The 13,710-nt window shown below is 62.1% G+C and carries 11 protein-coding genes; all 11 read right to left on the reverse strand.

Annotation, left to right across the window (positions count from 1 at the left end; all coding sequences use genetic code 11):
• Positions 1 to 118: 118 nt before the first annotated feature.
• Positions 119 to 1,945, reverse strand: a complete 1,827-nt coding sequence (glmS, locus tag ACODR6_RS31125; RefSeq protein ID WP_112711857.1) for a glutamine--fructose-6-phosphate transaminase (isomerizing) — start codon at positions 1,943 to 1,945, stop codon at positions 119 to 121.
• Between the two features lie 100 nt (positions 1,946 to 2,045).
• Positions 2,046 to 3,407, reverse strand: coding sequence for a bifunctional UDP-N-acetylglucosamine diphosphorylase/glucosamine-1-phosphate N-acetyltransferase GlmU (glmU, locus tag ACODR6_RS31130; RefSeq protein ID WP_489026348.1), 1,362 nt, complete (start codon positions 3,405 to 3,407; stop codon positions 2,046 to 2,048).
• A 91-nt stretch (positions 3,408 to 3,498) separates the two neighbouring features.
• A complete protein-coding gene (locus tag ACODR6_RS31135; protein ID WP_489026419.1) occupies positions 3,499 to 4,239 on the reverse strand; it encodes a FadR/GntR family transcriptional regulator in 741 nt (246 codons plus the stop codon).
• A 27-nt stretch (positions 4,240 to 4,266) separates the two neighbouring features.
• Positions 4,267 to 5,235: a galactofuranose ABC transporter, permease protein YjfF gene (yjfF, locus tag ACODR6_RS31140; RefSeq protein WP_199629298.1), complete on the reverse strand. Its 969-nt coding sequence runs from the start codon at positions 5,233 to 5,235 to the stop codon at positions 4,267 to 4,269.
• On the reverse strand, positions 5,232 to 6,260 hold the full coding sequence (locus ACODR6_RS31145; RefSeq protein WP_489026350.1) for an ABC transporter permease: 1,029 nt from the start codon (positions 6,258 to 6,260) through the stop codon (positions 5,232 to 5,234). Before ACODR6_RS31145 ends, yjfF begins: the two co-directional genes overlap by 4 nt.
• Positions 6,257 to 7,780 (reverse strand): galactofuranose ABC transporter, ATP-binding protein YtfR, encoded by a 1,524-nt coding sequence (gene ytfR, locus ACODR6_RS31150; protein ID WP_489026351.1) that lies wholly within the window; start codon positions 7,778 to 7,780, stop codon positions 6,257 to 6,259. The genes ACODR6_RS31145 and ytfR overlap by 4 nt, the downstream gene beginning before the upstream one ends.
• A 120-nt stretch (positions 7,781 to 7,900) precedes the next feature.
• Positions 7,901 to 8,863: a galactofuranose ABC transporter, galactofuranose-binding protein YtfQ gene (gene ytfQ / locus ACODR6_RS31155; protein ID WP_112711845.1), complete on the reverse strand. Its 963-nt coding sequence runs from the start codon at positions 8,861 to 8,863 to the stop codon at positions 7,901 to 7,903.
• Positions 8,864 to 9,016: 153 nt separating this feature from the next.
• The gene (locus tag ACODR6_RS31160) at positions 9,017 to 10,087 is read right to left on the reverse strand and encodes a BMP family ABC transporter substrate-binding protein (protein WP_112711843.1); all 1,071 of its coding nucleotides are present in this window, start codon (positions 10,085 to 10,087) and stop codon (positions 9,017 to 9,019) included.
• Positions 10,088 to 10,141: 54 nt separating this feature from the next.
• Positions 10,142 to 11,062, reverse strand: coding sequence for an ABC transporter permease (locus ACODR6_RS31165; protein ID WP_112711841.1), 921 nt, complete (start codon positions 11,060 to 11,062; stop codon positions 10,142 to 10,144).
• A complete protein-coding gene (locus ACODR6_RS31170; RefSeq protein WP_203428908.1) occupies positions 11,059 to 12,144 on the reverse strand; it encodes an ABC transporter permease in 1,086 nt (361 codons plus the stop codon). The genes ACODR6_RS31165 and ACODR6_RS31170 overlap by 4 nt, the downstream gene beginning before the upstream one ends.
• Entirely contained in the window at positions 12,134 to 13,708 is a 1,575-nt protein-coding gene (locus tag ACODR6_RS31175) for an ABC transporter ATP-binding protein (protein WP_489026354.1), read from the reverse strand. The genes ACODR6_RS31170 and ACODR6_RS31175 overlap by 11 nt, the downstream gene beginning before the upstream one ends.
• Positions 13,709 to 13,710 lie beyond the last annotated feature (2 nt).

Raw genomic sequence — 13,710 nt, forward strand, 5'->3', positions numbered from 1 at the left:
CTCGCGATGAACTCCCTTGAGTCTATCAGCTTTCGTGATCAGGCGCTCCCCCGTACCTTCGTAACGAAGCTGCCAGAATTCGGTTCCCCGGACAAGCCTCGTCCGGGGATTTCAGGCTTCACTCCACCGTGACCGACTTGGCGAGATTGCGCGGCTGGTCGACGTCGGTGCCCATGAAGACGGCCGTGTGATAGGCGAGCAGCTGGATCGGCAGCGAGAAGATCATTGGAGCGATGATTTCATCGACATTCGGCAGCGTGATCGTCGCCATGGTCGGCAGCTTGGAGGCACCCGCACCCGCTTCGTCGGTGATGAAGATGATGCGGCCGCCGCGGGCCGCGACTTCCTGCATGTTGGAGACGGTCTTCTCGAAAAAACGGTCATAGGGCGCGATGACGATGACGGGCATGTTCTCGTCGATCAGCGCGATCGGGCCGTGCTTGAGCTCACCGGCGGCATAGCCTTCGGCGTGGATATAGGAGATTTCCTTGAGCTTCAGAGCGCCTTCCATGGCGAGCGGGAAGCTGGTGCCGCGGCCGAGATAGAGCACGTCACGGCACTTGGACAGCTCGCGCGACAGGCTTTCCATCTGCGGCTGGATGAGGTTCAGCACGCGGCTCATGATGCGCGGCATCTCCGAGAGATGCTTGACCAGAACCTTCTCGTCCTTGGCGCTCAGCACGCCGCGAGCCTTGGCGGCGCCGAGCGCCAGAGAAGCCAGCACGGCGAGCTGGCAGGTGAAGGCCTTGGTGGAGGCAACGCCGATCTCGGGACCGGCCATGATCGGGAAAACGGCATCGGATTCGCGGGCGATGGTCGACTCGCGCACATTGACGACGGCGCCGATCTTCAGGCCATTGTCCTTGCAGTAGCGCAGCGAGGCGAGCGTGTCGGCGGTTTCGCCTGATTGAGAGATGAAGAGCGCGGCCTGCGTTGGCTGCAGCGGCATTTCGCGGTAGCGGAACTCGGAGGCGACGTCGATCTCGACAGGCAGGCGCGCATAGCGCTCGAACCAGTACTTGCCGACGAGACCGGCAAGATAGGCCGTACCGCAGGCCGAAATCGCCAGGCTGCTGACCGACTTGAAATCGATCCCGGCGGCATTGGCGCCGATCGTATTCTCGGCGAAATTCACATAGTGGCTGAGCGCGTGGGAGATGACTTCCGGCTGCTCGTAGATTTCCTTTTCCATGAAGTGCCGGTGATTGCCCTTGTCGACGACATAGGCCGTTGCCTGGGAAATCTGCTTCTGGCGCTTCACGACATTGCCGTTGAAATCGACGATCGTCGCGCCTTCGCGGGTGATGATCGCGCAGTCACCGTCGACGAGATAGGTGATTTCGTTGGTGAAGGGCGAGAGTGCGATGGCATCCGAGCCGAGGAACATCTCGTGCTTGCCGTAGCCGATGGCGAGCGGCGGGCCGGAACGCGCGGCCATGATCGTGCCCGGATGATCCTTCAGCATCACCGCCAGCGCATAGGCGCCGGTGACGCGGTTCAGCATCTTCAGCATCGCCGCCTGCGGCTGCAGACCCTCGCGCAGATACTTCGCCATCAGGTGGGCGATGACTTCGGTATCCGTCTGGCTTTCGAAGACCGAGCCTTCGGCGGTCAGGTGATCGCGGATTTCCGAGAAGTTTTCGATGATGCCGTTATGGACGACGGCGACGCCTTCGACGAAATGCGGGTGGGCGTTGGTTTCGTTCGGAACGCCATGCGTTGCCCAGCGGGTGTGGGCGATACCGGTCGTGCCCGGCAGCGGCTCCGAATCAAGGCGCTTTTCGAGATTGAAGAGCTTCCCCTCGGCGCGGCGGCGATCCATGACGCCGTCATGGACTGTCGCGACACCGGCGGAATCGTAACCCCGGTACTCCAGGCGCTTCAGCGCATCGACCAAACGCCCGGCAACCGGCTTGCTACCGACGATCCCAACGATACCACACATGAAATAATCCCCAACCGCTTCGAAATAGTGACGCCACTCCTAGCAATTTATTCTTATTTCTCAATCGGTCAGGCGGTCACTTTGGATTTCGGGCCGTAACTCAGCCCTTGGCCTTCTTCTGAGCCTTGATTGCCAGGGCGCGCTCGCGCAGCAGCTTGGCACGGTCAGGCTTTATTTCCTGTCGCGCGCGGCCGAATGCGAGAGCATCACCGGGGACATCATCGGTGATGACGCTGCCGGACGCAATGTAAGCGCCATCCCCAATCTGGACAGGTGCGACCAGCGAGCTGTTCGACCCAATGAAGGCGTTGGCACCGATTCTGGTCTCGTGCTTGTTCACCCCGTCGTAATTGCAGGTGATCGTCCCTGCCCCGATATTGGTGTGCGCACCGACCACGGCGTCGCCGATATAGGTCAGATGGTTGACCTTGGCGCCCTCGGCGATCTTGCCATTCTTTACCTCGCAGAAATTGCCGACCTTCGATCCCTCGCCGAGATCGGCACCGGGGCGCAGGCGGGCGAACGGGCCGACGGTGGCGCCGGCGCTGACATGGGCGCCCTCGATATGCGAGAAGGCATGGATGACGGCGCCGCTGTCGATCGTGACACCGGGGCCGAAAACGACATTCGGCTCGATCAGCGCATCCTGACCGATGACGGTGTCATGCGACAGGAAAACCGTTTCTGGCGCGACCATCGAGACGCCTGAGATCATCAGCTCGTGGCGGCGGCGCTCCTGCCAGAGGCGCTCGATATTGGCGAGCTCGGCACGGTTGTTGCAGCCGGTCATTTCGACCTCCGGCGCATCAACGGCCGTAACGCGCCCACAGAGCGAGCGGGCGATCTCGACGAGATCGGTCAGATAATATTCGCCCTTGGCATTGCTGTTGCCGATGCGGGCAAGCAGATCGAGAGCCTTGCGGCCGTTGATCGCCATCAGGCCGCTGTTACACCACTTGACGGCGCGCTCGGCATCCGTCGCATCCTTTTCCTCGCGGATGGCGATCAACTCGCCATCCCTGACGAGCAGGCGGCCGTAGCCGGTGGGCTTTTCGGTGTGGAAACCGATGACGACGATGTCGCTGCCATCGGCCAAGCCCTGACGTGCTGCCTTCAGCGGCCCATCGGTCTGCAGCGGCACATCACCATAGGTGACGAGGATGTCGTCATAGCCGCGGGCGATCGCCTCGCGTGCGGCGAGCACGGCATGGCCGGTGCCAAGCCGCTCCTTCTGCAGATGCGTCTCGACAGCAACGCTACCGATCGCGGCCGCCTTCGCAACCTCATCGGCATCACGGCCGACGACGAGCGCAACCGACGAAATACCCGCCTTCGAGACCGCATCGACCACGTGCGCGATCATTGGCCGGTTGGCGACCGGATGCAGAACCTTCGACTTCGAAGACTTCATGCGGGTGCTGTCGCCGGCGGCGAGAATGACGGCAAGGCAGGTGCGTTCCATGTGCAGGCTCCGGGAATCCATTATTCGACGCTTTGCTGTGACATAGCAGCAAGGCGAAGCGGCGACAAAGATGAAAAATCGGCTTACGCCGCTAGGCCGAGACGCGGCTGATCGTCAGAAAGGCTTCATGGACGTGATCGCGCCCATCGATGATCACGTCTTCCATCGCCTTGCGGGTAGCCGCGACATCACCGGCGGCGATCATATCGACGATGCGCATATGGGTGTCGGCGATATTGGAAAAGCCGTTCTGAGATGGCGGCGTGCTGATGCGGAACATGCCGACGAGTGCGGCCTCGATCAGGCTTCCGAGCGTGCGCATGAAGGGATTGTGCGAGGCATCGGCGACCGCCAGGTGAAAGCGAAGGTCGGCGAGCGCCAGGCTTTCGGTCGTGTGCCCGGGCTCGGCCATGACAAGCGCCAGTTCGCGGAGGTGGGCGATATCGTCGCCGGTGGCGCGTTCCGCCACCAGGCCTGCGGCGAAGGGCTCGAAGGCCAGACGGATATCGTAGAGCTGCAGCAGGAACTCTTCGGTGACGCCATTGTCGAAATGCCAGGCGATGATCTCGCTGTCGAACATGTTCCAGAGGTTCTTCTCCGTCACACGCGTACCGACGCGGGCCTTGGCGACGACCATGCCCTTGGCGGCCAGCGTCTTCATCGTTTCGCGAAGAACAGTGCGCGATACCTTGAAACGCTGGGCGAGCTCCGCGTCGCCAGGCAGAATGGAGCCGACCGGATATGTTCCGGCGACCATGGCCCTGCCAAGCTCGTCCACGACCTGCGCGTGGCTCGTCCGCGTTTTCCGTCCCGCCTTGCGGGTATCAAGCATTCTGCTGCGCAAGCAACACGTCCTCCGTCAGGCATACCTCTTGTTCAGGCTGGAAAGGAACAGAATGGCCTTCTGCATCAAGATGAATGCAAAGAGCAGAAGCCCGATCAAGATCTTCGTCCACCAGCTCGACAGGGTTCCGTCGAAGGTGATGTATGTCTGAATGAGCCCCTGTATCAGGAGACCGATAAAGGTTCCCGCTACGAATCCTGCACCCCCAGTCAGCAGCGTCCCTCCGATGACGACCGCTGCGATGGCGTCGAGCTCGACGCCCACCGCTGCAAGGGAATAACCGGCCGACGTATAGAGAGAAAAAACGATTCCGGATAGGCCCGCCAAAAAGCCCGAAAGCGCGTAGATCTGGATAGTGGTCTTGGCCACCGGAACGCCCATCAACTCTGCCGTTTGAACCCCGCCGCCGAGCGCGTAGACGTTGGTACCGAAGCGAGTGCGGTGGGCGAGGAAGATGCCGGCCGCAAAGACGATCAGCATGATGGCGCCGATCAGCGTCAGGCGTCCGCCGCCCGGCAGACGGTAATAGATGCCCGTCAGCGTCGTGTAGTATTCGTGCTCGATCGGGATGCTGTCGATCGACAGGACGTAGGACATGCCGCGGGCCAGGAACATGCCGGCGAGCGTGACGATGAAGGGCGGCATCTTCAGGTAATGGATGACCGCGCCCATCAGGCCGCCAAAGGCGGTGGTGATGACGAGCACCATGGCGAAGGCAACCAGCGGATGAACGGTCGTGTCACGCAGGACGACGGCGAGGAAGACGCCGGTGAAGGCGATCACCGAACCGATGGACAGATCGATGCCGCCCGAGATGATGACGAAAGTCATGCCGACGGCGGCAATGCCGAGGAAGGCGTTGTCGGTCAGAAGATTACCGGCGACACGGGTCGACAGCATGTTCGGATATTGCAGCGCGCAGGCCGCATAGGACAGGATGAAGATGACGATCGTGGCGAGCAGAGGCAGGTAACGGGAATTCATTTCGGCTGCTCCACGCGCACGCCCGCACTCTCCGCCGGCTTGCGGCTGAAGAAGGCGGCTGCCGATTGCAGCGCCGGCGACTGGATGATGAGAATGACGAGGATGATGATCGCCTTGATGATCAGGTTGAACTCCGGCGGAAAGCCGGAAAGCAGGATACCTGTATTGACCGCCTGAATGATCATCGCGCCGATCAGCGACCCCAGGATGCTGAAGCGGCCGCCGAGCAGCGAGTTGCCGCCGACGACCACCGCCAGGATGGCGTCGAGCTCCAGCCACAGACCGGCATTGTTGGCATCGGCGCCCTTGATGTCGGCGGCGACGATGATGCCGGCGATCGCCGCGCAGAGCGCGCTCAGCATATAGACGGCCATCAGCAGCACCGGGGTACGAACCCCCGAGAGCGTGCTGGCGCGTCTGTTGATGCCGACGGCCTCGACCAGCATGCCGAGCGCTGTTCGGCGCACCAGCAGTATGACGATCGCGCCGACGAGCAGCCAGATGACCACCGGCATCGGCAGATAGGCGAAGGAGCCGCTGCCGAAGAAGATCAGGCCTGGATCGTTGAAGGTCATGATCACGCCTTCGGTGATCAGCTGCGCGATGCCGCGGCCCGCGACCATCAGCACCAGCGTGGCGATGATCGGCTGGATGTTGAGGATGGCGACGAGGAAGCCGTTCCAGACACCACAGAGCAAACCGACCGCAAGCGTGACGACGAGCGTATAGGCCAGCGAATTGCCGGAAACGATCGACGAGGCCGCGACCGCGCCGCAGATGGCAATGACGGCGCCGACCGAGAGGTCGATCCCCTTCGTGGCGATGACGAGCGTCATGCCGATCGCCAGCAGCGCCACGGGCGCGCCGCGGTTCAGCACGTCAATGAGGCTGCCGTAGAGCCGGTCACTTTGAACAACGACGTTAAAAAATTGCGGGAACATGATGAAATTCAATGAAAGAATGACAACAAGCGCAATCAATTGCGGCGCCAGGCGGATGGCGAGCGCCTTAAGTGAGGAACTCATGCATCCTCCGTCTTCTTCTCGGCCGCGGCGATGGCATCGACGATGCCCGAGGCGGTAATGCTATTGCCTGAAAGCTCAGCGATATGCTCGCGGTCACGAAGTACGATGACACGTGAACTATAGGCGACAAGCTCTTCTAATTCCGACGAAATCACCACCAGCGACATGCCCTTGGCACAGAGCTCCTCGATCAGCCGGATGATCTCGGCATGCGCCCCGACATCGATGCCGCGGGTCGGTTCGTCGAGGATCAGGAAGTCTGGATTGGTGGCGAGCCAGCGGGCCAGGATGGCCTTCTGCTGATTGCCGCCCGATAAGAGCCGGATCGGCTTCTCGCGGTCGGTGGTGCGGATATCCAGCGCCTTGATGTACTGGTCGGCCAGGGCGTTCTGTTCGCTGCGGGAGAGCGGCCTTGCCCAGCCGCGGCGGGCCTGCAGCGCCAGCGCGATATTCTCGCGGATCGACAGGTCGCCGATGATGCCATCTGTCTTGCGGTCCTCCGGGCAGAAGCCGAAGCCCTGGCGGATTGCCGCCCGCGGGCTGTTGAGCGCAACGGGCTTGCCGTCGATCTCCGCCTTGCCGCTATCGGCATTCTCGATGCCGAAGAGCAGCTCGGCCGTCTCCGTGCGCCCGGAACCCAGGAGGCCGGCGACACCGACGACCTCACCGACACGGACATCGAGATCGAAGGGCTTCACCTTGCCGCGCTTGCCATAGCCTTCGAAGCGGTACTTCATCGCCCCGGCCTCGGTGCTGCGTTCCTTGGCCTCTTCCTCGGCATGGGCGAGCTCGCGGCCGAGCATCATGGCAATCAGGCCCTGACGCGGTAGCTCGGCGGTATCGCGCGTGCCGACAAGGCGGCCGTTGCGCAGAACTGTTATGCGGTCGCTGACCTCATAGACCTGCTCCAGGAAGTGCGTAATGAAAACAATGCCTAATCCCCTCTCCTTCAAGTTTCTGATGATGCCGAAGAGCATCGCCACTTCCTGCGTATCGAGGCTGGCGGTGGGCTCGTCGAGGATAAGGACCTTGCCGGAGAGATCAACGGCGCGGGCGATGGCGATGACCTGCTGCACGGCGACCGAGAAACGGTCGAGCTGTGCGGTCACGTCTATCGTCAGCCCATATTGGGCGAGCAGCTCGCGCGCCTGCCGGTTCATGGTGCGGATATCGACCATGCCGAAGCGTCGCGGCTGGCGGCCGAGGAACAGGTTCTCGGCGACGCTGAGATTGGGAAGGAGGTTGACCTCCTGGTAGACGGTGCCGATGCCAAGCCGCTGGGCGGCGAGCGTATCGCCCGGATCGATGTCACCGCCATCGAGCGTCAGGCCGCCGCCGTCACGGCGATAGGCGCCTGTCATGCATTTGATGAGTGTCGATTTGCCTGCTCCGTTTTCGCCGAGCAGCGCATGCACTTCGCCCTTGCGCAGAGTGAAATCCACCTTGTCCAGCGCGACTGCGCCGGGGAAGAATTTCGATATGCCTGATGCGACGAGGACGTTCTCGAAATCGTGAATCATGGTCCGGCCGTTTCCTGATATGCACCCCGTCATGCCGTTGCAAATGCGGGACATGACGTCCCGCACGCAGAGGCAGTCCCGCACCGGTCCATGATGGGCCGGTGCGGTTCCAGCGTCAAATCAGTAGCCCTGGCCCTTCTTCTCCTCGTAGACCTTCATCGGATCGTCGGCCTGCGTGTAGAGCTTGGATTCCGTCTGGATCCACTTCGGCGGTGCCTTCTTGTCCTTCAGATACGCATCGAGCGCATCGAAGGCCGGACCGGCCATGTTCGGCGTCAGCTCGACCGTGGCGTTCGCCTCGCCGTCAGCCATCGCCTTGAAGAGATCCGGAACGGAGTCGATCGAGATCGTCAGGATGTCCTTGCCCGGCTTCAAGCCGGCTTCCTTGATCGCCTGGATGGCGCCGACGGCCATGTCGTCGTTATGGGCGTAGAGGGCGCAGATATCCTTGCCGCCATTCTCGGCCTTCAGGAAGCTTTCCATGACTTCCTTGCCCTTGGCGCGGGTGAAGTCGCCGGTCTGGCTGCGGACGATCTTCAGGTTGTCATGACCCTTGATGGCTTCCTCGAAGCCCTTCTTGCGGGCGATCGCCGGCGAGGAACCGGTCGTGCCCTGAAGCTCGACGATGTTGCACTTCTTGTCGCCGACGGTCTTGACCAGCCAGTCGCCGGCAACCTTGCCTTCATGGACCTGATCCGAGGTCACGGCGGTGAGATAGAGATCCTCAGGCGCCTTGATCGTGCGGTCGAGCAGGATGACCGGGATATCGGCTTCCTTGGCTTCCTTCAGGACGGCATCCCAGCCGGTTTCGACAACAGGTGCGAGCAGGATGGCGTTGACGCCCTGGGCGATAAAGGAGCGGATCGCCTTGATCTGGTTTTCCTGCTTCTGCTGAGCATCGGAGAACTTGAGATCGATGCCGCGCTTCTCGGCCTGCTGCTTGGTCACGGTCGTTTCGGCAGCGCGCCAGCCCGATTCCGAGCCGATCTGCGAAAAGCCGACAACGAGACCGGCGGCCTGGGCCGAACCGAACATGCAGGCAGCCAGAATCGTGGCACTCAAGAGTGCAGTTTTCAGTTTCATGATTGTCTCTCCCAAAAGGCCGCCTCCTCGCGGCACGAGAGTCAAAAAATCATATAGTATTACTTTTGTAAATCGTAATTCTAGCATGCAGTGCAGCAAAAAAGGCGCCCCCTTCGGAGCGCCTTTCGCAATCGCAAAAGTTGCGGCCGGATATTATTGCGGCAGCTTGTCGTCGACGCCTTCGACGTAGAAGTTCATGCCGAGCAGCGTGCCGTCATCAGCCTTCTCGCCGGCCTTCAGCCAGGGCGTACCGTCCTGCTTGTTGATCGGGCCGGTGAAGGGATGCAGTTCGCCGGACTTGATCTTGGCTTCGGTATCCTGCGCCATCTTCTTCACGTCGTCAGGCATGTTGGTGTAGTCGGCCATCTTCAAGATGCCGTCCTTCAGGCCATCCCAGCTTTGCTCGGACTTCCAGGTGCCGTCGAGCAGCGCGTGAACGCGCTTGGAGTAGTAGTTGCCCCAGGTGTCGACGATCGCCGTCAGCTGTGCCTTCGGGCCGGCCGCGATCATGTCGGAGGCCTGACCGAAAGCGTGAATGCCGCGCTCTTCGGCAACCTGCATCGGCGCGGTCGTGTCGGTGTGCTGCGTCAGGACGTCGACGCCCTGGTCGATCATCGCCTTGGCGGCATCGGCTTCCTTGCCCGGGTCGAACCAGGTATTGACCCAGATGACCTTCAGCTTGAAGCTCGGGTCGACGGACTTGGCGCCCTGCTCGAAGGAGTTGATGCCCATCACGACTTCAGGAATCGGGAAGGAGGCGATGTAGGCAGCGCCGTGGTTCTTCGAGGTCTTGGCAGCGATCTGGCCGAGGATGTAGCGGCCTTCATAGAAGCGCGAGTTGTAGGTCGCGAGATTCGGGCCGGTCTTGTAGCCGGTGCCATGCTCGAACTTCACGTTCGGGAACTTGGCGGCAACCTTGACGGTCGCGTCCATGAAACCGAAAGAGGTCGTGAAGATCAGCTTGCAGCCGGAACGGGCGAGACGCTCAATGGCGCGCTCGGCGTCCGGGCCTTCCGGAACGTTTTCGAGGTAAGGCGTTTCGATCTTGTCGCCGAATTCCTTCTGGATCTGCTGGCGGCCGAGATCGTGTGCCTGCGAGTAGCCGCCGTCGGTGTGCGAACCGACATAGACGAAGCAGATCTTGGTCTTGTCCGCCGCCTGAGCGGAACCGACGCTGATCAGCGCGGCAGCCGATGCGGCGAGTGCGAGTGCTATTTTCTTCATGGTGACCCCTGTTGGTTTTGAAGAGATTTCCGGAAACCCGTCTGATTTTTTCTTCTATCGCTCCGGTACGAAGGCTTTTCCAAGCGACGCGGGCGTGTTGATCAACGTCGTGCGCCGATTATGAGAAATGATGATGAGAACCACAATAGTGGCCGCATAGGGCAGCATCGACAGGAACTGTGCCGGAATGCCGATGCCGAAGGCCTGGGCATGCAGCTGCAGAATGGTGACGGCGCCGAACAGATAGCCGCCGGCGAAGACACGCAGCGGACGCCAGGAGGCAAAGACGACGAGTGCCAGCGTGATCCAGCCGCGGCCCGACGACATGTTCTCCACCCATTGCGGCGTATAGACGAGCGACAGCTGCGCGCCGGCAAGACCGGCGCAGGCGCCGCCGAAGATGACGGCCAGATAGCGGGTGCGGATGACATTGATGCCGAGCGCATGGGCCGAAGCGTGATTGTCGCCGATGGCGCGCAGCTTTAGCCCGGCACGGCTGCGGAACAGGAACCAGCTGACGCCGACCAAGAGCGCGATCGACAGGTAGAAGGTCAGGTCCTGGCGGAACAGCACCGAGCCGATCACCGGGATATCCGACAGGAACGGGAAGACGATCGGGCTCAGCCGGATGCCGGGGACGCTGACGAAGGATTCGCCGAGCATGCCTGACACGCCGAGGCCGAGAATGGTCAGCGCCAGACCCGTCGCCACCTGGTTTGCGACCAGCGTCAGCGTCAGGAAGCCGAAGAGCAGCGAAAACAGCGCGCCCGCGGCGATACCGCAGATCAGGCCGATATAGGGCGAGCCACTCATCTGCGCGCCAGCGAAGGCGGCGACGGCACCCATGATCATCATGCCCTCGACGCCGAGGTTGAGCACGCCCGACCGCTCGGCCACGAGTTCGCCAAGTGCGGCGATGACGAGCGGCGTGGAGGCGGTGATGACCGTCAGCAGGATTGCTTCGAAGATGCTCATGCCGCGCCTCCCCGGACCCGCGACCAGATGATGCGAATCTTGTAGTAGATGAGCGTGTCGCAGGAGAGCACGAAGAACAGCAGCAGGCCCTGGAAGACGCGCGTGACCTTGTCGGAGACGCCGATCGACAGCTGCGCTGCCTCGCCGCCGAGATAGGTCAGCGCCAGCACCAGACCCGACAGAATGATGCCGAGCGGATTGAGGCGGCCGAGGAAGGCGACGATGATCGCGGTAAAGCCGTAACCCGGCGAGATTGCCGGCTGCAGGTGGCCGATCGAACCGGAGACTTCGGAAATGCCTGCGAGACCGGCCAGAGCGCCTGAGAACAGGAAGCCGAACCAGATCATCCGCTTCGAGGAAAAGCCTGCAAAACGCCCTGCCCGCTCCGACTGCCCGAGGACGACGATCTCGAAGCCCTTCAGCGTGTATTTCATCATGAACCAGACGAGGATCGCGGCAACGATCGCGAAGATGAAGGCCCAATGCGCGCGGCCGGACTCCTCCCAGATCGCGGGCAAGGTCGCTTCCGGCGGAAAGCCGACGCTTTCAGGGAAGTTGAAGCCCTGCGGATTGCGCCAGCGACCACGGATCAGCCAGTCGAGAAAGAGCTGGGCGATATAGACCAGCATCAGCGAGGTCAGGATCTCGTTGGTGTTGAAATGCGCTTTCAGCAGTGCCGGGATCGCCGCAAACAGCGCCCCGCCGATCGCGCCCATGATCAGCATCAGCGGCAGCACCATCGGCGAATGCCATTCGGTGAAGACGATCGGCAGGATCGAGCCTGTGATGGCCCCGACCGTGAACTGGCCTTCGGCGCCGATGTTCCAGTTGTTGGAACGGTAACAGACCGACAGGCCGACAGCGATCAGGATCAGCGGTGCGGCCTTGATCGCCAGCTCATGCAGCGACCAGACTTCGAGCAGCGGCTCGATGAAGAAGGCGTCGAGCGCCTCGATCGGGTCCTTGCCGAGAATGGCGAACATGATGGCGCCGGCAATCAGCGTCAGGGCCAGTGCGAGCAGCGGCGAGACGAAGGCGTAGAGCTTCGAGACCTGCGGACGCTTTTCGAGTTCAATGCGCATGTCCGGCCTCCGCAGCGGGCTTGCTTTCATGCAGGCCGCCCATGAGCAGGCCGATCTTTTCGCGGGTCAGTTCGCCCGACGGGAATGGCGGCGACAGACGCCCTTCGGAGATGACGGCGATCTCGGTCGCGACTTCGAAGATCTCATCGAGATCCTGGCTGATGACGACGACGGCAGAACCGGCGCGGGCCAGATCGACGAGCGCCTGACGGATGCGGCTTGCCGCACCGGCATCGACACCCCAGGTCGGCTGGTTGACGACGAGGACGGCCGGCTGGCGGTCGAGCTCGCGGCCGACGATGAATTTCTGCAGGTTGCCGCCCGAGAGCGATCCGGCTGCCGGATCGTCGCCGCTCTTGCGGACATCCATGGCTTCGGAGATGCGACGCGCAGCGGTCTTGACGGCACCGTGCTTGATCACTCCGAGGAAGCCGCCGCCGAGGAAGGACTTGCGATCCGACTGGCTGCGCGCCAGGACGAGATTGTCCGACAGCTTCATGGCCGAGACAGCGGCGTGGCCGTGGCGTTCTTCCGGGACGAAGCCGGCGCCGAGAAGACGGCGAGCGGTGATGCCGAGCGTACCGACCGGCTTGGCGCGGATCATCACCGCGTTCGGCTCGGTAACCGGATATTCGCCGGAGAGCGCATCGAAAAGTTCGCTCTGACCATTACCGGCCACACCGGCGATCGCCAGGATTTCGCCGGAGCGGACAGCAAGCGAAACGTCCTTCAGCGGCATGGCGAAGGGCGTGCGCGCGGAGACGGAAAGGCCGGTCACGGCAAGCTGGACTTCGCCCTTGTTGCCGCGATCTGGATGGGTGACGGCCGCGACATCGCTGCCGACCATCATGCGAGCCAGCGACGCCGGCGTTTCCTGCTTCGGATCGCAGGCGCCGGTCACCTTGCCGTGGCGAAGAACGGTGGCACGATCGCAGATGCGCTGCACTTCCTCGAGACGGTGGCTGATATAGAGAACGGAGCGGCCCTCGGCCTTCAGCTTGAACAACGTCTCGAACAGCTTGTCGGCTTCCTGCGGCGTCAGCACCGAGGTCGGCTCGTCGAGGATGATCAGCTTCGGGTTCTGCAGCAGCGCGCGGACGATCTCGATACGCTGGCGTTCGCCGACCGAGAGGTCAGCCACATGCGCATGCGGATCGAGCGGCAGGCCGTAGGCGCGCGACAGCGTGCGTGCCTCTTCGGCGATCTTGCCGATCGGAATGGTGTCAGCGAGCGAGAGAGCGATGTTTTCGGCGACGGTCAGCGCTTCGAACAGCGAAAAGTGCTGGAAGACCATGCCGACGCCGAGATTGCGGGCCTCGCCGGGGGAGCCGATGGTGACGGGCTTGCCTTCCCAGAGGATGTGACCAGCCGTCGGCTCCAGCACGCCGAACAGCATTTTCACCAGGGTCGATTTTCCCGCACCGTTTTCTCCAAGCAGAGCGTGGATTTCGCCGGGGGCTATATCGAGGTCGATTTCATTGCAGGCAGCAAAGCTGCCGAAATGCTTGGTCAGCTTCTGGACCGACAGTAACGCACCCGACGACGGCGCATTGGATGACGACACGT

The sequence above is a fragment of the Rhizobium sp. FG96 genome (assembly GCF_057808655.1).

What these genes read in the sequence shown, in the direction of transcription:
- glmS (WP_112711857.1), bottom strand. Translation starts at nt 1,945, where the DNA reads ATGTGTGGTATCGTTGGGATCGTCGGTAGCAAGCCGGTTGCCGGGCGT.
- glmU (WP_489026348.1), bottom strand. Translation starts at nt 3,407, where the DNA reads ATGGAACGCACCTGCCTTGCCGTCATTCTCGCCGCCGGCGACAGCACC.
- ACODR6_RS31135 (WP_489026419.1), bottom strand. Translation starts at nt 4,239, where the DNA reads ATGCTTGATACCCGCAAGGCGGGACGGAAAACGCGGACGAGCCACGCG.
- yjfF (WP_199629298.1), bottom strand. Translation starts at nt 5,235, where the DNA reads ATGAATTCCCGTTACCTGCCTCTGCTCGCCACGATCGTCATCTTCATC.
- ACODR6_RS31145 (WP_489026350.1), bottom strand. Translation starts at nt 6,260, where the DNA reads ATGAGTTCCTCACTTAAGGCGCTCGCCATCCGCCTGGCGCCGCAATTG.
- ytfR (WP_489026351.1), bottom strand. Translation starts at nt 7,780, where the DNA reads ATGATTCACGATTTCGAGAACGTCCTCGTCGCATCAGGCATATCGAAA.
- ytfQ (WP_112711845.1), bottom strand. Translation starts at nt 8,863, where the DNA reads ATGAAACTGAAAACTGCACTCTTGAGTGCCACGATTCTGGCTGCCTGC.
- ACODR6_RS31160 (WP_112711843.1), bottom strand. Translation starts at nt 10,087, where the DNA reads ATGAAGAAAATAGCACTCGCACTCGCCGCATCGGCTGCCGCGCTGATC.
- ACODR6_RS31165 (WP_112711841.1), bottom strand. Translation starts at nt 11,062, where the DNA reads ATGAGCATCTTCGAAGCAATCCTGCTGACGGTCATCACCGCCTCCACG.
- ACODR6_RS31170 (WP_203428908.1), bottom strand. Translation starts at nt 12,144, where the DNA reads ATGCGCATTGAACTCGAAAAGCGTCCGCAGGTCTCGAAGCTCTACGCC.